Genomic DNA, 17,655 nt, shown 5'->3' with positions numbered 1-17,655 from the left:
CGCAGGCCGCGCGGCGTCAGTCGACCGCCTCGCAGCGGCTGTTGACGCATTGGCAGGCCTTGATCTCGCGGAAGCCGCAGATGCCGGCCATGCCGCTCCTGGCGCACTGCGCCTGCACCGCCTGCGGATCGGTCGGGCTGTCCTTGTTGACGCAGGCCGGCATCGCGCCGCAGCAGTTGCCGACGTCCTTGACCGCGCAGTCGGCATTGCTGCGGCAGCTGAAGTCGAGCTGCACCGGGGTCGTTGCCGCGCGCGGCGGCGTGGGCGAGGACATCGGCGGCGCGTCGGCGCTCGGCGAGGTCGAGGAAGGCGCCGCGCAGGCCGCCAGGACCAGCGCCGTCGCGACGGCGATGAGGAACGATCGCAGCATGTCCGTGCTCCACGGGTCGAGGGTGGCGGCAGCTTCAGCCGGCCGGCGCGGGCGCGGCGTGAACCGCGCCGGCGACGCGCCCTCAGCCCTTGTCGGCCCAGGTGTCGCGCAGCGTCACGCTGCGGTTGAACACCGGTCGCGCGGGCGCGTGGTCGCGGCGATCGGCGACGAAGTAGCCCAGCCGCTCGAACTGGAACGACTGCTCCGGCGCGGCCTGCGCGGCGGCGGGCTCGACATGGCCAGTCACGGTGCGGCGCGAGTCGGGGTTGAGATGGTCGCGGTAGCTCTTGCCTCCGGACTCGTCGTCCGGGTCGGCGACGGTGAACAGGCGGTCGTACAGGCGGATTTCCGCTTCCACCGCGTGCCGCGCGCTGACCCAGTGGATGGTGCCCTTGACCTTGCGGTTGGCGCCCTCCATGCCGGGGCGCGATTCGGGATCCAGCCAGCCGCGCAGTTCGACGATCTCGCCGGCGTCGTTCTTGACCACCTCGTCCACGCGGGCGATGCCGGCCCCGCGCAGGCGCACTTCGCCGCCGGGCACCAGCCGCTTCCAGCCCTTCGGCGGCACTTCGGCGAAGTCCTCGCGCTCGATCCACAGCTCGCGCGAGAACGGCACCTGGCGCTGGCCGAACGACTCGTCCTTGGGATGGTTGGAGAAGGTCAGCGACTCCTCGTGATCCTCCGGCAGGTTGGCCAGCACCAGCTTCAGCGGATCGATCACCGCCATGCGGCGCGGCGCATGCGCGTCCAGGTCCTCGCGCAGGCAGCCCTCCAGCACCGAGAAGTCGATCACCGAGTTCTGCTTGCTGATGCCGACGCGATCGACCAGCAGCCGCAGCGCGGCCGGCGTGTAGCCGCGGCGGCGCAGGCCCTGCAAGGTGTACATGCGCGGATCGTCCCAGCCGTCGACCAGTCCTTCGCCCACCAGCGTGGTCAGCTTGCGCTTGCTCATCACCGTGTAGTTGATGTTCAGGCGCGAGAACTCGATCTGGCGCGGTTTGCCCGCCTCCTTCGGCAGGCCCCTGGCGAGCAGTGGCTCCAGCAGTTCCGGATGGCCGGCCAGGTCGACGTTGTCCACGCACCAGTCGTACAGCGGGCGGTGATCCTCGAATTCCAGCGTGCACAGCGAGTGGGTGATGCCCTCGACGGCGTCGCCCAGCGCGTGGGCGAAGTCGTACATCGGGTAGATCGGCCAGGCGTCGCCGGTGTTCTGGTGCTCGACGTGCTTGATCCGGTACAGCGCCGGGTCGCGCAGGTTGATGTTGCCGCTGGCCATGTCGATCTTCGCGCGCAGCGTGCGCGCGCCATCGGGGAACTCGCCGGCGCGCATGCGCGCGAACAGGTCCAGGTTCTCCTCGACGCCGCGCTCGCGGTACGGCGAATCGCGGCCCGGCTCGGTCAGGCTGCCGCGGTACTGGCGCACTTCCTCGGCGCTGAGATCGCAGACGAAGGCCTTGCCGTCACGGATCAGCTTCTGCGCGGCCAGGTAGTAGACGTCGAAGTAGTCCGAGGCGTGGCGCAGCTCGGCCCACTGGAAGCCCAGCCAGCGCACGTCGTCCTGGATGGCGGCGACGAACTCCGGATCCTCCTTGGCGGGGTTGGTGTCGTCGAAGCGCAGGTTGCAGCGCCCACCGAACTCGGCGGCGATGCCGAAGTCCAGGCAGATCGCCTTGGCGTGGCCGATGTGCAGGTAGCCGTTGGGCTCGGGCGGGAAGCGCGTGCGGATGGCGGTGTGCTTTCCGCCGGCCAGGTCCTCGCGGACGATCTGGCGGATGAAATCGCGCTTTTCCGGGGTTTCGCCGGCAGCGGTGGAGGCGGGGGAATCGGACATTGCGGGCAGGAGGGCGCGGAAAACCGCAAGTTTAGCCGGTCCGGTCGCCGGCCGGGCCGCGCCGTGGCGGGCATGCGACGTTCACCGCGCCGGCGCGTATGCTGCGCGCAGGAGGCCCGCATGCAGATCGTCTACCGCGCCAATCACCTGTTCGATGCCCACCTGGTCCGGCACGCGCTGGAAGAGGCGGGCTTGCCGGCCTTCGTGCTCGGCGAATCGCTGCTCGGCGGCATGGGCGAGCTGCCGGTGTTCGGCATGCTGCGGGTCTGCGTGCCGGATGCGGCGGCCGGACAGGCGCAGGACATCATCGCCGCGCTCGACCTGGGGGCCGCGCCCGAAGACCCTGCCTGGGACGAGGATGCCGGCGAGCCCGGCATCCTGCCCGCCTGAACCCGCGAGGAAACCGCCATGCCGGGAATCGGAGCCTGGAAGCAACGCCTGCCGCGTGAAGGAGAAGCACTGCCCGGCCGCGACCGGCCGCTGCCGCTGCACAACGTCCACCACGTCAACGGCGCGCCGTTGCGCGACGCCTTTGTCGGCATGCAGCAGGCGCAGTTCGGCATGGGCTGCTTCTGGGGCGCCGAGCGCCGCTTCTGGCAGCAGCCCGGCGTGGTCAGCACCGCGGCCGGCTATGCGGGCGGGCCGACGCCCAACCCCACCTACGAGGAAGTCTGTTCCGGCATGACCGGGCACGCGGAGGTGGTGCTGGTTACCTGGGATCCGGCGCTGATCACGTTCGAGGCGCTGCTGCGCGTGTTCTGGGAAAGCCATGACCCGACCCAGGGCATGCGCCAGGGCAACGATCTCGGCACCCAGTACCGTTCGGTCATCCATTGCACCACGCAGGCGCAATACGATGCCGCGCTGGCCAGCCGCGCGGCGTACCAGCGGCTTCTGCACGCGGCCGGGCATGGCGACATCACCACCGGGATCGTCTTCCCGGCGCCGCCGTTCCATTACGCCGAGGACGCGCACCAGCAGTACCTGTCCAAGCATCCCGGCGGCTATTGCGGGCTGCGCGGCACCGGGGTGGTTTGCGCGGTGGGGCCGGATGCCTGATGCCTTCCGTCCTGCTGCGGCGGAACCTCACGTAGAGTCGAACTTGCCCGGCTCCCGGGCAACCCGGAAAGCAGCGGAGCAAGCTCCGCTCTACGCCGTGGCGGCCTGGCCCAGCCGCTGGCGGATGGTCTGCCGTAGCGCTTCCAGATCGGCGGCGAAGGCGGCGATGCCGTCGCGCAGCTTCTCGCGGGCCATCGCATCGGCGGCCAGGTCGGTGGCGAAGCGCGCCGCATCGACTGCCGTGGTGGCGACTGCGTCGGCGGCGTCGGGGGAGAGCCTGCGCGGCAGTTCGCCGGGGTCGGCGGCCAGCTTCTCCAGCAGATCCGGCGAGATGGTCAGGCGATCGCAGCCGGCCAGCGCCTCGATCTGCGCGGTGGAGCGGAACGAGGCGCCCATCACCACGGTCGGCGAGCCGCGCTTCTTGAATTCGGCGTAGACGCCGCGCACGAACTTCACTCCCGGATCGTCGTCGATGCTGGCCGGTGGCTGGCCGTTGGCGACGTACCAGTCGAGGATGCGGCCGACGAAGGGCGAAATCAGGAACGCCCCGGCCTCGGCGCAGGCGATGGCCTGGGTCGGGTTGAAGATCAGGGTCAGGTTGCAGTCGATGCCCTCGGCCTGCAGCTGGCGCGCGGCCTCCACGCCTTCCCAGGTGGCGGCGATCTTGATCAGCACCTTCTCGCGCGGGATGCCGCGCTCGGCGTACATGGCGACGAACTTGCGCGCCTTGGCCACGGTGGCCGCGGTGTCGTGGGCCTGGTCGGCATCGACCTCGGTGGATACCCGGCCGGGCACCAGCCCGGCCAGCATCGCGCCGACGCCGACGGTCAGGCGATCGGCGATCTCCCCGACCAGCGCATCGTGGTCTTCGCCGCGGCCGCGCGCCCAGGCCAGCTCGCGCTCGATCAGGCCGGCGTAGACCGGCAGGTCCAGCGCCTTCTTCACCAGGGTGGGGTTGGTGGTGCAGTCCACCGGCTTCAGGCGCTTGATCGCGTCGTAATCGCCGGTGTCGGCGACCACGACGGAGAGTTGGCGCAATTGATCGAGCTTGGACGGGGCGGGGGCGGCGGTCATCGGGTGATCCGTGGGGGAAAACAGGCCGGGCAGTATGCCTCGGGGGAGCGTGCGCCGCCTCAGCGGAAGAAGTCGCCGCTGGCCTCGGGTTGGTAGGTGATGGCGGTCACGCGCAGGCGCAGCATCCGCCCGCTGGCGGTCTGCCAGTCGATGCTCTGGCCGGTGGACAGGCCCAGCAGCGCGGTGCCCACCGGCGCCAGCACCGAGACGCGGCCGCGCTCGACTTCGGCCTCGTGCGGATAGACCAGGGTCAGGCGGTGGCTTTCGCCGGTCAGCTCGTCGATGCATTCGACCGTCGAGTGCATCGTCACCACGTTGTCGGGCATGGCCTCGACGGTGCGCACGTCGGCGCGGTTGAGCTCTTCCATCAGCGCCAGCGCGGCCGGCAGGCGGCGCAGGGCGGGCGAGTCGAGCAGTTGTTCGAGCCGGTTGAAGTCGCGCTCGGAGACGATGATCGAGGGCGGCAGGCCGCTGCTGGGTTGGGTTTCCATCGGGGTTTCCTTGATTGGGGGTGGGGCCTTCGGAAAAGCAGATGGGCGCCGCGTCGCCACGGCGCCCATCGAACCTGTTTTTCCGGTTGCCGCTACCGTAGCGGCTGTCCGCGCGGGGTTCAAGCCGCGCTGCGGCGGGGGCGGGGCGCGGCGGCGGGGAGCGGCGGCGGGGCCACCGCGGCGTCGATGCTGAAAAGGTCCGCCGGCAGCTGCTGGAACACCTTGGCCAGCTCGGCCAGGAAGCCGCCCATCGCCGAACTGCGCCGCCACACCATCGCGATGCGACGGCTGGGCGCGCTGTCGCTGAAGGGCAGCAGGCGGATGTTGCGCGGGCGCGCCACTGGCGGCTTGACCGCCAGCGACGGCAGCAGGGTGATGCCGACGTCGGCGGCGACCATCTGCCGCAGGGTCTCCAGGCTGGTGGCGCGGAACTCGGATTCGCTGGCGCCGGCGATGCGGCACACGTCCAGCGCCTGCTCGCGCAGGCAGTGGCCGTCCTCCAGCAGCAGCAACTGCTGGTCGTTCAGTTCCTCCAGCGTGAGCGCCTCGCGCCGCGCCAGCGGATGCGACTCGGGCACCGCCAGCACGAACGGTTCCTCGAACAGGAATTCGGCATGCAACTGGTCGTCGTGCACCGGCAGCGCCAGCAGGCCGGCGTCCAGCTTGCCCTCGCGCAGGCGCGACAGCAGCACGTCGCTCTTTTCCTCGACCAGCAGCAGCTCCAGCTTGGGGAAGCGCTCGCGGATGTGCGGGATGACGTGCGGCAGCAGGTACGGCGCCAGCGTGGGGAAGATGCCCAGCCGCACCGTGCCGGCCTCGGGGTCGCGGCTGCGGCGCGCGGCCTCCTTCATCTGGTCGACCTCGGCGACGATGCGGCGCGCGCGGTCGGCGGCGTCGCGCCCGGCCGGGGTCAGCATGACCTTGCGCGGCGCGCGCTCGACCAGCGACACGCCCAGCTCGTCCTCGAGCTTGCGGATCTGGGTCGACAGGGTCGGCTGGCTGACGAAGCACGCCGCCGCGGCGTGGCCGAAATGCTTGTGGTCGGCCAGGGCCACCAGGTACTTCAGGTCCCGCAGGTTCATCTGTTCTCTCCCCAGGTACTGCCGCGGCTCGCCGCCGCGGCTTCCCGCTACCCCAATGTACGCCGCGGCCCGGCCGGATTGCCGGGCCGGCCACGCCGCCGGTCAGGCCGCGATCGTCTCCGGCGCCGGCGTCGGTGCGCTGGCGCGGATCAGGTGGTCGAACGCGCCCAGCGCGGCCTTGGAACCCTCGCCCATCGCGATGACGATCTGCTTGTACGGCACCGTGGTGCAGTCGCCGGCGGCGAACACGCCGGCCACGTTGGTCTGGCCGCGCTCGTCGACGAGGATCTCGCCGCGCGCGGACAGATCCACCACGCCCTTGAGCCACTCGGTGTTGGGCAGCAGGCCGATCTGCACGAACACGCCTTCCAGCTCGACCCGGTGCGAATCGCCGCCCTCGCGGTCGCGGTAGACCAGGCCGGTGACCTTGCCGCCGTCGCCCAGCACCTCGGTGGTCTGCGCGCCGGTGACGATGCGCACGTTGGGCAGGCTGCGCAGCTTGCGCTGCAGCACCTCGTCGGCGCGCAGCCTGGCGTCGAACTCGATCAGGGTGACGTGGGCGACGATGCCGGCCAGGTCGATGGCCGCCTCCACGCCGGAATTGCCGCCGCCGATCACCGCCACGCGCTTGCCCTTGAACAGCGGGCCGTCGCAGTGCGGGCAGTAGGCCACGCCCTTGTTGCGGTATTCGTTCTCGCCGGGCACGTTCATCTGCCGCCAGCGCGCGCCGGTGGACAGGATCACCGTCTTCGACTTCAGCGAGGCGCCGTTGGCCAGCTTCACTTCGATCAGCCCGTCGGCGCCTGCCGGCAGCAGCGCCTCGGCGCGCTGCAGGTTCATCACGTCGACGTCGTATCCGCGCACGTGCTGCTCCAGCGCCGCGGCCAGCTTCGGGCCTTCGGTATGCGGCACCGAGATGAAGTTCTCGATGGACAGGGTGTCCAGCACCTGGCCGCCGAAGCGCTCGGCCGCCACGCCGGTGCGGATGCCCTTGCGCGCGGCGTAGACGGCCGCCGCCGCGCCGGCCGGGCCGCCGCCGACCACCAGCACGTCGAACGGCGCCTTGGTCTTGATCTTTTCGGCCTCGCGCGCGGCGGCGTTGGTGTCGAGCCTGGCGACGATTTCCTCCACGCCCATGCGGCCGGCGCCGAACACCTCGCCGTTGAGGAAGACCATCGGGACCGACATCACCTCGCGCTTCTCCACCTCGGCCTGGAACAGCGCGCCGTCGATGGCGACGTGGCGGATGCGCGGGTTGAGCACGGCCATCAGGTTCAGCGCCTGCACCACGTCCGGGCAGTTCTGGCACGACAGCGAGAAATAGGTTTCGAAGCGGTAGTCGCCATCGAGCGCCTTGATCTGCTCGATCACGTCCTGCGCCACCTTGGACGGGTGCCCGCCCACCTGCAGCAGCGCCAGCACCAGCGAGGTGAACTCGTGGCCCATCGGCAGGCCGGCGAAGCGCAGGTGGATGTCGTGGCCCGGGCTGGTCAGCGCGAACGAGGGCGTGCGCTCGTCGCCGCCGCGCTGCTCGCTGACGGTGATCCGGTCCGACACCTCGACCAGGTCGCGCAGCAGCGACTGCAGTTCGGTCGAGCCGTCGCTGTCGTCCAGCCAGGCGGTGATGTGGATCGGGCGCACGGCCTTTTCCATGTAGGCCTTCAACTGGGTCTTGAGGTTGGCGTCCAGCATGGGGGATGGCTCCGGGGATGGCGGAAAGGGGGAAGGGCAGGGCACTTGCAGCAGCGGCCCGCGCCGGTACGCATCCGGCGGGAGAGGGAACCAGGCGAGCGGCACAGGCCGCTGCTGCAAGCGTCCGTTTCGGGCCGGCCTCCGGGCGCGTGGCCCGGAGACGGCGGTTTGCGGTACCGCGCCGTGCCCGCGGTCTGGCCGGCGGGGCACGGCGGATGCCGGGGTGGAGCCTTAGATCTTGCCGACCAGGTCCAGCGAGGGGGCGATGGTCTGCGCGCCTTCCTTCCACTTGGCCGGGCAGACCTGGCCCGGGTTGGCGGCGACGAACTGGGCGGCCTTGAGCTTGCGCAGGGTCTCGCTGACGTCGCGAGCGATGGCGTTGTCGTGGACTTCCAGGGTCTTGATCACGCCTTCCGGGTTGATGATGAAGGTGCCGCGCAGGGCCAGGCCCTCTTCGTCGATGTGCACGCCGAAGGCGCGGGTCAGCTGGTGGGTCGGGTCGCCGACCAGCGGGAACTGCGCCTTGCCCACGGCCGGCGAGGTCTCGTGCCACACCTTGTGCGAGAAGTGGGTGTCGGTGGTGACGATGTAGACCTCGGCGCCGGCCTTCTGGAACTCGGCGTAGTTGTTGGCGGCGTCCTCGACCTCGGTCGGGCAATTGAAGGTGAAGGCGGCCGGCATGAAGATGAGGACGGACCACTTGCCCTTCAGGCTGGCGTCGGTGACCTCGATGAACTCGCCGTTCTGGTAGGCGGTGGCCTTGAAGGGTTGGACCTGGGTGTTGATCAGGGACATGGAGCAATCCTCTTGGTGGGGTGAAGGGGTGGAGAAAACAGGGAACATGTTAGGCAGAGCCTATTGATTCCTCAAATTGATTGATGATATCGAATCGATAGTGTTTGACTATCAGTGGCGTTCAATGCCTGTTCATCCTGGGAGCAAGCCGCTCCATGCCCGCCGCAAGGCGGCAGGAAAAAAACCGGGGCGACAACCCGCAACCTTCTGTTTTCCTTTGCATTACCGCCTGGAATGCTCACTGCCAACGGGAGGCCGGTGGCGGCCGGGACGCCTCCGCGCGGATTTCCGCCACGGTCCAGTCCGCGTCCTGCCATGCTTGCCGGCGCGTTCCCACCGATAGGACACGGCGATGGTGCGGTGCATTGCCGGGGCGCGGGCCGGGCGTCGGCTACCATGCGCGGGTGACGACTCCCGCCTTGCCCCGCCCCGACGCCCTGTTGCGCGAGGCGGTCGCCCGCCTGCCGGCGCCCGACGCCCGCCATGACGCCGAGCGCCTGCTGCTGCACGCGCTCGGTCGCGATCGCGCCTGGCTGTTCGCGCACGGCACCGAGCCGGTGCCCGAGGCGGTGCGGGAAACCTTCCTGGCGCTGCTGGCGCGGCGGCTGGCCGGCGAGCCGCTGGCCTACATCCTCGGCCGGCGCGGGTTCTGGACGCTGGACCTGGAGGTCACCCCGCAAACGCTGATCCCGCGCCCGGAAACCGAACTGCTGGTGGAACTGGCGCTGGCCCGGCTGCTTGCGGACAGGCCGGCGCGGGTGGCCGACCTGGGCACCGGCAGCGGCGCCATCGCGCTGGCGATCGCCAGCGAGCGCCCGCTGGCGGCGGTGGTCGCCACCGACGTCGACAAGGCCACGCTGGCGGTGGCGGTGCGCAACGCGCAGGCGCACGCGCTGGACAACGTCTGGTTCCGCCGCGGCGACTGGTGCCAGGCGCTGGGCGGCGAGCGCTTCGACCTGCTCGCCAGCAATCCGCCCTACATCGCCGAGGGCGATCCGCACCTGGCGCAGGGCGATCTGCCGCACGAGCCGGCGCGGGCGCTGTCGTCGGGCGCGGACGGGCTGGATGCGATCCGCGCGATCGCCGCGGCGGCGCCGCGCCACCTGGTGCCCGGCGGCTGGCTGCTGCTGGAGCACGGCCGGGACCAGGGCGCGGCCGTGCGCGCGCTGCTGGCGGCGGCCGGGCTGGTCAAGGTGGAGACGGCGCGCGATCTGGAGCAGCGCGATCGCGTCAGTCTCGGGCGCATGCCGGGGTAGGACGCGGGCGGCCGTCAACGGACGCCTGCGCTAGAATCCTCCGCTTCATCGCAGCGAGTCTGGGCATGCGCACGCTCTATCCCGAGATCGAACCGTTCGACACCGGCACCCTCGCGGTCGACGACCGCCATACGCTGTACTACGAGCAGTGCGGCAATCCCGACGGCAAGCCGGTGGTGCTGCTGCACGGCGGGCCGGGCGGCGGCATCAGCGCCAAGATGCGGCGCTTCCACGACCCGGCCCGGTACCGCATCGTGCTGTTCGACCAGCGCGGCTCCGGCCGTTCGACCCCGCATGCGGATCTGGTCGACAACACCACCTGGCACCTGGTCGCCGACATCGAGAAGCTGCGCCAGAAGCTGTGCATCGAGCGCTGGCAGGTGTTCGGCGGCAGCTGGGGCTCGACGCTGGCGCTGGCCTACGCGCAGGCGCACCCGCAGCGGGTGACCGAGCTGGTGCTGCGCGGCATCTTCATGCTGCGCCGCTGGGAGCTGGAATGGTTCTACCAGGAAGGCGCCAGCCGGCTGTTCCCGGATGCGTGGGAGCACTACGTCGCGGCGATCCCGCCGGTCGAGCGCCATGACCTGATCTCCGCCTTCCACCGCCGGCTGACCAGTGACGACGAGGCGACCCGGCTGGCCGCCGCGCGCGCCTGGAGCGTGTGGGAAGGCGCGACCAGCTTCCTGCACGTGGATACCGACTTCGTCGACAGCCACGAGGATCCGAAGTTCGCGCTGGCGTTCGCGCGCATCGAGAACCACTACTTCGTCAACGGCGGCTTCTTCGAGGTCGAGGACCAGCTGCTGCGCGACGTCCACCGCATCGCCGACATCCCCGGGGTGATCGTGCACGGCCGCTACGACGTGGTCTGCCCGCTGGGCAACGCCTGGGACCTGCACAAGGCCTGGCCGAAGGCGAAGCTGGAAATCACCCCGGCCTCGGGCCATTCCGCCTTCGAGGCCGAGAACACCGATGCGCTGGTGCGCGCGACCGACGGCTTCGCCTGACCGCAGCGCGGACGGGGCCGACGACATCCCGGTGGCCTGAGCCGCGCAGCCTGTAGGACCGAGCTTGCTCGGCTGCTTCGGTTTCCAAACCCCGTGCAGCCGAGCAAGCTCGGCCCTACAGGGTTCACGCGGTGTGCATCAGATCGCCTCGAAGCGGTTGGCCGCCACGTTCTTGCGCACCCGCGCCGGATCCCAGATGCGGCCGTTCATCGCGATGTAGACGCCGGGCGGCAGCGACTGCACCGCGCCGACCGCGCAGCCGATGTTGAACTCGGCGTCCGAGCCGCGGAAGCGCGCCGGGTTCAGCGCGCCGGTCAGCACGATGGTCTTGCCTTCGATCGACGCCAGCACGCGCGCGGTCTCGACCATGCTGTCGGTGCCGTGGGTGATCAGCACGTGCCGGGCCGACTGCGCGGCGACGGTGGCGCGGACCAGTTCGCGATCGGCGTCGCTGATGTGCAGCGAATCCTTGCGGATGATCGGGATCACGCTGAAGCGGAACGCCACACCCAGCTCCTGCAGGATGCGGCCGATCTGCGGCTCGCCGACCTGGAAGTCGGACTTGTCGTCGAAATAGATCTTGTCGATCGTGCCACCGGTGGTGACGATCAGCAGTTCTTCCATCTTCATCACTCCTGCCGGCACTCAGGGATCGTCCGGCGCAGTATCTGGGGGTGTCAGCGTGTACGGCTCGCCATAGTGCTCGCAGATGCCTTCCAGTGCCTGGGAGGGCGGGGCCACGACGCGCCAATTATCGCCGCTTGGCCGCAGGAAGGTGCAATCCGCGGCTTCGACGCCACCGTCGCCGTCGCCGTGCGCTCCGACCCGCACCATCAAATCCATGTTGTCGTACCGAAGCGGGAGTTCATGCGGACGCGACAAGTCCCAGGCATGGAACTCCCAGGCGCAGCAACTGGCGCGGCCGGCCTCGACCAGCCAGCCTTCGCGCACGGACAGCTCGGCATAACCGCCGCTGAAGAAATGCAGCAGCTTGCGGCGGTGCGGATCGATCCGGTAGACGTCGCCCTCGCAGTTGGGGCCGGCGCCGCACATGCCGCGGACCTCGGCCTCGTGCATGCCATCGCCTTCCAGGTCCAGCAACGCCACATGGCCGGTCGATGCTTGCTCGCTGGGCTGGTCGACATGCAGGCGATCGCAGCGCTGGCCGTCGGCGCAGTACAGCGTCAAGCGGTGGCGCCGGGTGCCCGGGAGCGGACAGGTGGTGGCCACGCCGAGGTGACTGCCGTCGCGGTTGCGCACGCGCTGTTCTGGCTGCGGCTGGCAGTACTCGCCGGCAAGCGGGTTGGCCATCGCGTCCGCCGCTGCAGCCAGCATCGGCAGCGCGGCCAGCGTCGCCAGCAGGGCCGGTGCCATGAACCTCATCTGCGGCGACCGAAGCGCGCGCGCAGGCCGGGCCAGCTGGAGGTTGCAATCACGCCCAGGGCAAGCAGGATTTCGGCCCAGGCGAACAGGCGCTGCCGGGGATCCGTCCATGCGGCCATCACCCCGTGGCTGAACCAGAACAGCGCCAGCACCCCGGCCCAGAAGGCGGCGCGCCGGCCGCCCCGCCAGGCCGGAAGCGCCAGCAGCAGCGGTGGCAGGACGAACACCAGCAGCGCGGCGATGAAGTTGCGGCCGTCGTGGAACCAGGCCAGGTACAGCGCGGCCAGCGCAAGCAGGGCGGCACCGAGCAGGCGCCGGGACGCGAGCGCCGCCATCAGCGTTGCAGCCTGCGCGCGACCTCGGCCACGCGGCGGCCCAGCGCGCGCGCCAGCGCGGCTTCCTCCTCGCTGGGCTGCGGATCGTCGTCGCCGCCGGCGACGTGGCTGGCGCCATACGGCGTGCCGCCGCTGCGGGTGGTGCTCAGCAGCGGCTCGGTGAAGGGGATGCCGACGATCACGCAGCCGTGGTGCAGCAGCGGGATCTGCATCGACAGCAGCGTCGCCTCCTGGCCGCCGTGCATCGTCGCGGTCGAGGTGAACACCGCCGCCGGCTTGTCCACCAGCGTGCCGCTGGCCCACTCGGCGCCGAGCCCGTCGATGAAGTGCTTCAGCGGCGCGGCCATCGCGCCGAAGCGGGTCGGGCTGCCCAGCACCAGCCCGGCGCATTCGGCCAGGTCGCGCGGCTGCACGTAGGGCGCGCCGTCCTCCGGCACCGGCGGCAGCGCGGCCTGGGTGGCGGCGACCACCGGCGGCACGGTGCGCAGGCGCGCGTTCATGCCGTCGATCTCGCCGACGCCGCGGGCGATGTGCCGGGCCAGGCGCGCGACCGAGCCGCCGCGGCTGTAGTAGAGCACCAGGATGTCGGGCATCGCGCACCGCTCGCAGGAAGGGCCGCACAGTATCGGCGATGTCGGCCGCGCGGCGCATCGGTTAACCTGCGCCGATGGAGCCGCTGGACTCGATCAACCGCTGGAGCGAACGCCTGCGCGACCGTGCCCGCGCCGGCGCCTTCGCGCGGTTCCTGGCCCGGCGCTTCCTCGACGACCGGCTGTTCCAGGCCTCGGCGTCGCTGGCCTACACGACCCTGTTCGCGCTGGTGCCGCTGGCGATGGTGGTGTTCGGCGTGCTGTCGGCGTTCCCCCAGTTCGGCGACTGGAGCGACCAGCTCAGCCACTACGTGTTCTCCAACTTCGTGCCCAACGCGGCGCGCTCGGCCGAGGCCTACCTCAAGCGCTTCCTCGACAGCGCCGGCCAGCTCACCGCGGTCGGCGTGATCGTGCTGGTGATCTCGCTGCTGATCACGCTCAACAGCATCGAATCCACCTTCAACCACATCTGGCGGGTGTCCTCGGCGCGGCCGCGGCTGAGCCGCTTCCTGGTGTACTGGACGGTGCTGACGCTGGGCGCGCTGGTGGCGGCGGCCTCGCTGGCGATGTCGGCGCGCTTCTTCGCGCTGCCGCTGTTCGCCACCTCGCAGGGCCGGGTGGTGCAGACGCTGGCGCTGACGCTGACGCCGGTGCTGATCGAGTTCGCCGCCATCGCCGCCATCTACCGGGTGGTGCCGCACCGCACGGTGCAGCTGCGCCACGCCTTGGCCGGCGCGCTGCTGGCCACGGTGCTGCTGGAGCTGATGAAGTGGGCGCTGGGCTTCTACTTCGCCACCTTCAACACCTACCAGAAGCTGTACGGCGCGGTCGCCTCGGTGCCGATCCTGCTGATGTGGATCTACCTGTGCTGGGTGTCGATCCTGCTCGGCGCGTCGCTGGCCTCGGGCATGGCGGCGTTCCGCTACCAGCCGGCGGCGATGCGCCTGCCGCTGGGCTACGAGATCTACGGGCTGCTGCGCATGCTCGGCCGCTTCCAGCAGGCGCGCGCGGAAGGGCGCGGCCTGCACAGTGAGCAGATCCTGGCGCTGGAGCCGATCCTGACCGACTCGCTGATCCAGCAGATGCTCGGCCAGCTCGCCGGCATCAACCTGCTGCGCCGCGCCGAGGACGGCGAATGGCTGCTGTCGCGCGACCTGGACGGGATGACCCTGGCCGAACTGTACGAAGCCTGCCACCTGCGCATCCCCATCGCCGAGGCGCACCTGCCGCTGCACGACGACGCACTGGGCTGCGACGTGCGCATGGCGCTGGACGACCTGCGCGTGCCGCTGCGCGACCTGCTCAAGCGCAGGGTCAGCGATCTCTACCGTCCCCCTTCAGGAACCCCCGCATGACCCGATACGCATTGCCGCTGCTGGTGGCCCTGGCGCTTGGCGCCTGCCAAGGCGGCGCCAGCGATCCGCAACCGGCGCAGGCCCCCGCCGCGCAGGCGACGCCGCCCGCCGCCGACAAGGAACGCGACGCCGACGGCACCGCCACGGTGCCCGAACTGGTCGTGCAGACCGTGGACGGCCAGCGCTACGACCTGGCCGAGCGGCGCGGCCGCTGGGTTGTGGTGAACTTCTGGGCGACCTGGTGCGCACCGTGCCTGAAGGAGATGCCGGAACTGTCCGCGCTCGACGCGATGCGCGAGCACGTCGAGGTGATCGGCCTGGCCTACGAGGAAATCGAGCCGGAGACGATGCAGGCGTTCCTGCGCGAGCGTCCGGTCGTCTATCCGGTGGCCATCGTCGACGTCTACGACCCGCCGGCCGACTTCGCCACCCCGCGCGGCCTGCCGATGACCTACCTGATCGCACCCGACGGCCGCGTGGTCAAGCGCTACGCCGGGCCGGTGACCGCCGAGGATCTGGAGAAGGCGATCGCCGCGGCCGGCGGGCCGGCGCACGGCGCATGAGCGCAGCGGCCGCGCGCTTCGTCGTGTCCGGGCGCGTGCAGGGCGTGTTCTACCGCGCCGCCACCCGCGAACGGGCGCAGGCATTGGGCCTGCGCGGCAGCGCGATCAACCTGCCGGACGGCCGCGTCGAGGTGATCGTCGCCGGCGACGCCGGCGCCATCGAGCAACTGGCGCGCTGGCTCTGGCAGGGCCCGCCGCAGGCCAAGGTGGACGGTGTCGAAAGAGGCGAACACGCCGCGCCGGTGGGCGAGGGCTTCGTCACCGGCTGAAGGCGCGGTCCGCGGCGAGAGACGGATGGATTGCAAAGGAAGCGGGCAACGCGCTATTCGCGCAGCCGCGGCCGCAGCGCGGCCAGGTTGCACGGGCGCGTGCGCAGGTCCAATTGCGCGCGGATCAGCTTCTCCCAGGCGGTGCGGCAGGCCGAAGTGGAGCCGGGCAGGCAGAACACGAAGGTGCCGTTGGCCAACCCGGCGAAGGCGCGCGACTGCATCGACGAGCCGCCGATCTCCTCGAAGCTGATCGCGCGGAACAGCTCGCCGAAGCCGGGCATCTGCTTGTCCAGCAGCGGCGCCAGCGCCTCGGGCGTGCTGTCGCGCCCGGTGAAGCCGGTGCCGCCGGTGACCAGGATGCCGTCCACCTGCGCCTCGGCGATCCAGCGCGAGACGATCGCGCGCATCTGGTAGACGTCGTCGCGGACCAGGGCGCGCTCGGCGAGGCGGTGGCCGGCTTGCTGCGCGGCCTGCGCCAGGTAGTCGCCGGAGGCGTCGTCGTCGAGCGTGCGTGTGTCCGACACGGTCAGCACGCACAGATCAAGCGGTATGAAGCGGTCGTATCCCATGCCCGTAGCCTAGATCATTTCCGTCGCCGAGCGGTGACGGAGGGTGCATGCCCTGCATCGGACGTACCCGCCTCCTCATCCTGTGGGAGCGACGCGAGTCGCGATGGGCCGTATCGACAATCCGTCGCGACTCACGTCGCTCCCACGGATCCGATGCAATGGAATCAGGCGAACGCCGCCGGCGCCAGGCCGGCACGGTGGCGCTGCGCCATCGCCCGCGCGACGGCGGCGAAATCGCCGGCGAAGCCCGCCATGTCGAACAACCCGGCCTGTGCGCGGCGTTCGGCCAGCCGCGCCTTCAGCGCCGCCAGCGCGTCCGCGTCGTTGCCCAGCGCGACGGCGCGGGCGACGAAGGCCGCATCGTCGGCGACGTTCATCGCTTCCATGCCGAGGTGGTGGTTGAGGCTGCCGGCCACGCGCGCGGCGAAGGTCTCGCCGGGGCAGGTCAGCAGCGGGCAGCCAGCCCACAGCGCGTCGGAGGCGGTGGTGTGCGCGTTGTACGGATGGGTGTCGAGGAACAGGTCGGCGTGGCGGTAGCGCGCCAGGTACTGCGCATGCGGCAGCTTGCGCATGAACACCAGCCGCGCCGGATCGACGCCGCCGCGCCGGGCCTGCTCGCGCAGCCGCGCGTCGGCCTGGCCCGGTCCAGACAGCAGCCACAGCACGCTGCCGGGCACCCGCGCCAGTATCGCCAGCATCCGCGAGAAGCTGCGCGGATTGATCTTGTAGCTGTTGTTGAAGCAGGCGAACACCACGCCCTGCGCGGGCAGTCCGCATTCCTCGCGCGGGGGCGGGGCCTCGACGGTGCGCGCGGTGTCGGAAGGCTGGAAGCAGCGCGGCAGCCACGCCACCGCCTCGGAGTGGTGCGCGCGGCGCGCCTCCGGCAGCACGAAGCGATCGGCCAGCACGTAGTCGATCCACGGCGCGCCCGAGGTGCCGGGATAGGCCAGCCAGTTGACCTGCACCAGCGCCGGCCGCATCGCCAGCACCTCCGGCGCGCCGCCGCCGCCCCAGCCGCGCAGGTCGAACAGCACCTCGACGGCGGCCTGGCGGATCGCGCCGGCGATGTGTGCGTGCGACTGCCCGGCCACCTCGTGCAGGCCATGCGCGGCGGCGTGCAGGCGCTGGCGGATCGGGCTGCCGTCGTCGCCGTTGAGCGCGAACAGGTGGATCTCGACCTCGTCGCGCCGACGCAGTTCCTCGAACAGCCGCACGGTCAACAGCCCGGTCGGATGGTTGCCGAAGCCGTTGGACAGGAAACCCAGCCGCACCGGTCCGCCGGCCAGGGGCGCGGCCGGCGGCAGCGGCCGCACCTGCGCGGCGATCTCCCTGGCGCGCAGCCTTGCGCAGGCCAGCTGCTCGGCGGGCGCGGCGTCCTCGCTGAGGAAGGCGAACGGCTCGATCGCACCCTGTCCCTGCGCCACCGCGCGCCGTACCTGCGCCGACAGCGCGTCGAGGTCGCGCCAGTCGCACAGCCGGCGTCGCCAGTTGAGCAAGTGCGCGGCGATCATCGGCTGCTGCGGCAGCAGCCGGTAGGCCTGTTCATAGGCGCGCGCGGCGTCCTCGGCGCGGCCGGCGTCCTCCAGCGCATGGCCCAGCCACAGTGCGATGCCCGGGTGCTGCGGCGCCTGCGCCGCCGCGCGCTCCAGGCACTGCACGGCTTCCGCATGGCGCTTGCGCATCCAGTACGCGCGTCCCAGCCGGGCGAGCGCCTCCGGATGCTCCGGACGCAGCGCCAGCGCGCGCTGCGCGGCGGCGATGCCGGCGGCGCTGTCGCCGTGATCCAGCTCGGCCTCGGCCAGCATCACCCAGGCGATGAAGTCCTGCGGCTGGCGCGCGACTTCGGCGCGCAGGCGCGACAGTGCGGTCGGGATGGCGCCGGTCATTGCAGGGAAGAGCGCAGCGCGCCGGCGCGGTGGTGGGCGATGCTCATG

General features: G+C 70.9%; 20 protein-coding genes. 7 read left to right on the top strand and 13 right to left on the bottom strand.

All coding sequences use genetic code 11. The annotated features are described in order from the left end of the window. Nucleotides 1-16: 16 nt before the first annotated feature. Together AAG688_RS13405 and AAG688_RS13400 are read right to left on the bottom strand one after the other, a co-directional pair. Entirely contained in the window at nucleotides 17-370 is a 354-nt protein-coding gene (locus AAG688_RS13405; RefSeq protein WP_411832735.1) for a hypothetical protein, read from the bottom strand. Nucleotides 371-452: 82 nt separating this feature from the next. Then, a complete protein-coding gene (locus AAG688_RS13400) occupies nucleotides 453-2,201 on the bottom strand; it encodes a glutamine--tRNA ligase/YqeY domain fusion protein (RefSeq protein ID WP_411832733.1) in 1,749 nt (582 codons plus the stop codon). Nucleotides 2,202-2,321: 120 nt separating this feature from the next. Between AAG688_RS13400 and AAG688_RS13395 the strand changes: the two genes are divergently transcribed. Both AAG688_RS13395 and msrA read left to right on the top strand, forming a co-directional pair. After that, complete coding sequence (locus AAG688_RS13395; RefSeq protein ID WP_411832732.1) at nucleotides 2,322-2,591, top strand: DUF2007 domain-containing protein; 270 nt, start codon at nucleotides 2,322-2,324, stop codon at nucleotides 2,589-2,591. Between the two features lie 18 nt (nucleotides 2,592-2,609). Further along, the gene (msrA, locus tag AAG688_RS13390) at nucleotides 2,610-3,260 is read left to right on the top strand and encodes a peptide-methionine (S)-S-oxide reductase MsrA (protein WP_411832731.1); all 651 of its coding nucleotides are present in this window, start codon (nucleotides 2,610-2,612) and stop codon (nucleotides 3,258-3,260) included. A 90-nt stretch (nucleotides 3,261-3,350) separates the two neighbouring features. Here msrA and AAG688_RS13385 read toward each other — a convergent pair whose 3' ends face one another. From AAG688_RS13385 to ahpC, 5 genes are all read right to left on the bottom strand, one after another. Beyond that, nucleotides 3,351-4,334 (bottom strand): transaldolase, encoded by a 984-nt coding sequence (locus AAG688_RS13385; protein WP_411832730.1) that lies wholly within the window; start codon nucleotides 4,332-4,334, stop codon nucleotides 3,351-3,353. A gap of 59 nt (nucleotides 4,335-4,393) precedes the next feature. Continuing rightward, entirely contained in the window at nucleotides 4,394-4,825 is a 432-nt protein-coding gene (gene rnk / locus AAG688_RS13380; protein ID WP_411832729.1) for a nucleoside diphosphate kinase regulator, read from the bottom strand. 119 nt (nucleotides 4,826-4,944) lie between these two features. Then, complete coding sequence (locus AAG688_RS13375; RefSeq protein WP_411832728.1) at nucleotides 4,945-5,907, bottom strand: LysR substrate-binding domain-containing protein; 963 nt, start codon at nucleotides 5,905-5,907, stop codon at nucleotides 4,945-4,947. Between the two features lie 102 nt (nucleotides 5,908-6,009). Beyond that, nucleotides 6,010-7,599, bottom strand: coding sequence for an alkyl hydroperoxide reductase subunit F (gene ahpF, locus AAG688_RS13370; RefSeq protein WP_411832727.1), 1,590 nt, complete (start codon nucleotides 7,597-7,599; stop codon nucleotides 6,010-6,012). Between the two features lie 231 nt (nucleotides 7,600-7,830). Next, nucleotides 7,831-8,394, bottom strand: coding sequence for an alkyl hydroperoxide reductase subunit C (gene ahpC / locus AAG688_RS13365; RefSeq protein ID WP_411832726.1), 564 nt, complete (start codon nucleotides 8,392-8,394; stop codon nucleotides 7,831-7,833). Nucleotides 8,395-8,798: 404 nt separating this feature from the next. Here ahpC and prmC point away from each other — a divergent pair, with 404 nt between their 5' ends. Next, nucleotides 8,799-9,650, top strand: coding sequence for a peptide chain release factor N(5)-glutamine methyltransferase (gene prmC, locus AAG688_RS13360; protein WP_411832724.1), 852 nt, complete (start codon nucleotides 8,799-8,801; stop codon nucleotides 9,648-9,650). A 65-nt stretch (nucleotides 9,651-9,715) separates the two neighbouring features. Beyond that, nucleotides 9,716-10,657 (top strand): prolyl aminopeptidase, encoded by a 942-nt coding sequence (gene pip / locus AAG688_RS13355; RefSeq protein ID WP_411832723.1) that lies wholly within the window; start codon nucleotides 9,716-9,718, stop codon nucleotides 10,655-10,657. Nucleotides 10,658-10,795: 138 nt separating this feature from the next. Here pip and AAG688_RS13350 read toward each other — a convergent pair whose 3' ends face one another. From AAG688_RS13350 to wrbA, 4 genes are read right to left on the bottom strand one after another with little or no spacing between them, the layout of a single operon-like run. Beyond that, nucleotides 10,796-11,281, bottom strand: a complete 486-nt coding sequence (locus tag AAG688_RS13350) for an asparaginase domain-containing protein (RefSeq protein WP_411832722.1) — start codon at nucleotides 11,279-11,281, stop codon at nucleotides 10,796-10,798. Nucleotides 11,282-11,302: 21 nt separating this feature from the next. Then, complete coding sequence (locus tag AAG688_RS13345; RefSeq protein ID WP_411832721.1) at nucleotides 11,303-12,031, bottom strand: hypothetical protein; 729 nt, start codon at nucleotides 12,029-12,031, stop codon at nucleotides 11,303-11,305. A gap of 5 nt (nucleotides 12,032-12,036) precedes the next feature. Beyond that, complete coding sequence (locus AAG688_RS13340; RefSeq protein WP_411832720.1) at nucleotides 12,037-12,375, bottom strand: DUF2069 domain-containing protein; 339 nt, start codon at nucleotides 12,373-12,375, stop codon at nucleotides 12,037-12,039. Next, nucleotides 12,375-12,968 (bottom strand): NAD(P)H:quinone oxidoreductase, encoded by a 594-nt coding sequence (gene wrbA, locus AAG688_RS13335; protein WP_411832719.1) that lies wholly within the window; start codon nucleotides 12,966-12,968, stop codon nucleotides 12,375-12,377. The genes AAG688_RS13340 and wrbA overlap by 1 nt, the downstream gene beginning before the upstream one ends. 74 nt (nucleotides 12,969-13,042) lie before the next feature. Here wrbA and AAG688_RS13330 point away from each other — a divergent pair, with 74 nt between their 5' ends. The 3 genes from AAG688_RS13330 to AAG688_RS13320 are packed head-to-tail and all read left to right on the top strand — an operon-like array spanning nucleotide 13,043 to nucleotide 15,152. After that, on the top strand, nucleotides 13,043-14,320 hold the full coding sequence (locus tag AAG688_RS13330) for a YihY family inner membrane protein (RefSeq protein WP_411832718.1): 1,278 nt from the start codon (nucleotides 13,043-13,045) through the stop codon (nucleotides 14,318-14,320). Then, a complete protein-coding gene (locus AAG688_RS13325; RefSeq protein WP_411832717.1) occupies nucleotides 14,317-14,883 on the top strand; it encodes a TlpA family protein disulfide reductase in 567 nt (188 codons plus the stop codon). The genes AAG688_RS13330 and AAG688_RS13325 overlap by 4 nt, the downstream gene beginning before the upstream one ends. After that, nucleotides 14,880-15,152, top strand: a complete 273-nt coding sequence (locus AAG688_RS13320) for an acylphosphatase (RefSeq protein ID WP_411832716.1) — start codon at nucleotides 14,880-14,882, stop codon at nucleotides 15,150-15,152. Before AAG688_RS13325 ends, AAG688_RS13320 begins: the two co-directional genes overlap by 4 nt. Before the next feature lie 53 nt (nucleotides 15,153-15,205). On the opposite strand, the gene moaB is transcribed toward AAG688_RS13320, so the two are convergent. Both moaB and AAG688_RS13310 read right to left on the bottom strand, forming a co-directional pair. Then, nucleotides 15,206-15,721, bottom strand: a complete 516-nt coding sequence (gene moaB, locus AAG688_RS13315) for a molybdenum cofactor biosynthesis protein B (protein WP_411832715.1) — start codon at nucleotides 15,719-15,721, stop codon at nucleotides 15,206-15,208. 164 nt (nucleotides 15,722-15,885) lie between these two features. After that, complete coding sequence (locus AAG688_RS13310; protein ID WP_411832714.1) at nucleotides 15,886-17,607, bottom strand: tetratricopeptide repeat protein; 1,722 nt, start codon at nucleotides 17,605-17,607, stop codon at nucleotides 15,886-15,888. Nucleotides 17,608-17,655 lie beyond the last annotated feature (48 nt).

The organism is Pseudoxanthomonas mexicana (genome assembly GCF_046736355.1).
Taxonomy (GTDB): Bacteria; Pseudomonadota; Gammaproteobacteria; order Xanthomonadales; family Xanthomonadaceae; genus Pseudoxanthomonas_A; species Pseudoxanthomonas_A mexicana_B.
Note: the sequence above shows the minus strand (reverse complement) of the source record. Positions and strands in the feature narration are given on the sequence as shown.

What these genes read in the sequence shown, in the direction of transcription:
- AAG688_RS13405 (WP_411832735.1), bottom strand. Translation starts at nt 370, where the DNA reads ATGCTGCGATCGTTCCTCATCGCCGTCGCGACGGCGCTGGTCCTGGCG.
- AAG688_RS13400 (WP_411832733.1), bottom strand. Translation starts at nt 2,201, where the DNA reads ATGTCCGATTCCCCCGCCTCCACCGCTGCCGGCGAAACCCCGGAAAAG.
- AAG688_RS13395 (WP_411832732.1), top strand. Translation starts at nt 2,322, where the DNA reads ATGCAGATCGTCTACCGCGCCAATCACCTGTTCGATGCCCACCTGGTC.
- msrA (WP_411832731.1), top strand. Translation starts at nt 2,610, where the DNA reads ATGCCGGGAATCGGAGCCTGGAAGCAACGCCTGCCGCGTGAAGGAGAA.
- AAG688_RS13385 (WP_411832730.1), bottom strand. Translation starts at nt 4,334, where the DNA reads ATGACCGCCGCCCCCGCCCCGTCCAAGCTCGATCAATTGCGCCAACTC.
- rnk (WP_411832729.1), bottom strand. Translation starts at nt 4,825, where the DNA reads ATGGAAACCCAACCCAGCAGCGGCCTGCCGCCCTCGATCATCGTCTCC.
- AAG688_RS13375 (WP_411832728.1), bottom strand. Translation starts at nt 5,907, where the DNA reads ATGAACCTGCGGGACCTGAAGTACCTGGTGGCCCTGGCCGACCACAAG.
- ahpF (WP_411832727.1), bottom strand. Translation starts at nt 7,599, where the DNA reads ATGCTGGACGCCAACCTCAAGACCCAGTTGAAGGCCTACATGGAAAAG.
- ahpC (WP_411832726.1), bottom strand. Translation starts at nt 8,394, where the DNA reads ATGTCCCTGATCAACACCCAGGTCCAACCCTTCAAGGCCACCGCCTAC.
- pip (WP_411832723.1), top strand. Translation starts at nt 9,716, where the DNA reads ATGCGCACGCTCTATCCCGAGATCGAACCGTTCGACACCGGCACCCTC.
- AAG688_RS13350 (WP_411832722.1), bottom strand. Translation starts at nt 11,281, where the DNA reads ATGGAAGAACTGCTGATCGTCACCACCGGTGGCACGATCGACAAGATC.
- AAG688_RS13345 (WP_411832721.1), bottom strand. Translation starts at nt 12,031, where the DNA reads ATGGCACCGGCCCTGCTGGCGACGCTGGCCGCGCTGCCGATGCTGGCT.
- AAG688_RS13340 (WP_411832720.1), bottom strand. Translation starts at nt 12,375, where the DNA reads ATGGCGGCGCTCGCGTCCCGGCGCCTGCTCGGTGCCGCCCTGCTTGCG.
- wrbA (WP_411832719.1), bottom strand. Translation starts at nt 12,968, where the DNA reads ATGCCCGACATCCTGGTGCTCTACTACAGCCGCGGCGGCTCGGTCGCG.
- AAG688_RS13330 (WP_411832718.1), top strand. Translation starts at nt 13,043, where the DNA reads ATGGAGCCGCTGGACTCGATCAACCGCTGGAGCGAACGCCTGCGCGAC.
- AAG688_RS13325 (WP_411832717.1), top strand. Translation starts at nt 14,317, where the DNA reads ATGACCCGATACGCATTGCCGCTGCTGGTGGCCCTGGCGCTTGGCGCC.
- AAG688_RS13320 (WP_411832716.1), top strand. Translation starts at nt 14,880, where the DNA reads ATGAGCGCAGCGGCCGCGCGCTTCGTCGTGTCCGGGCGCGTGCAGGGC.
- moaB (WP_411832715.1), bottom strand. Translation starts at nt 15,721, where the DNA reads ATGGGATACGACCGCTTCATACCGCTTGATCTGTGCGTGCTGACCGTG.
- AAG688_RS13310 (WP_411832714.1), bottom strand. Translation starts at nt 17,607, where the DNA reads ATGACCGGCGCCATCCCGACCGCACTGTCGCGCCTGCGCGCCGAAGTC.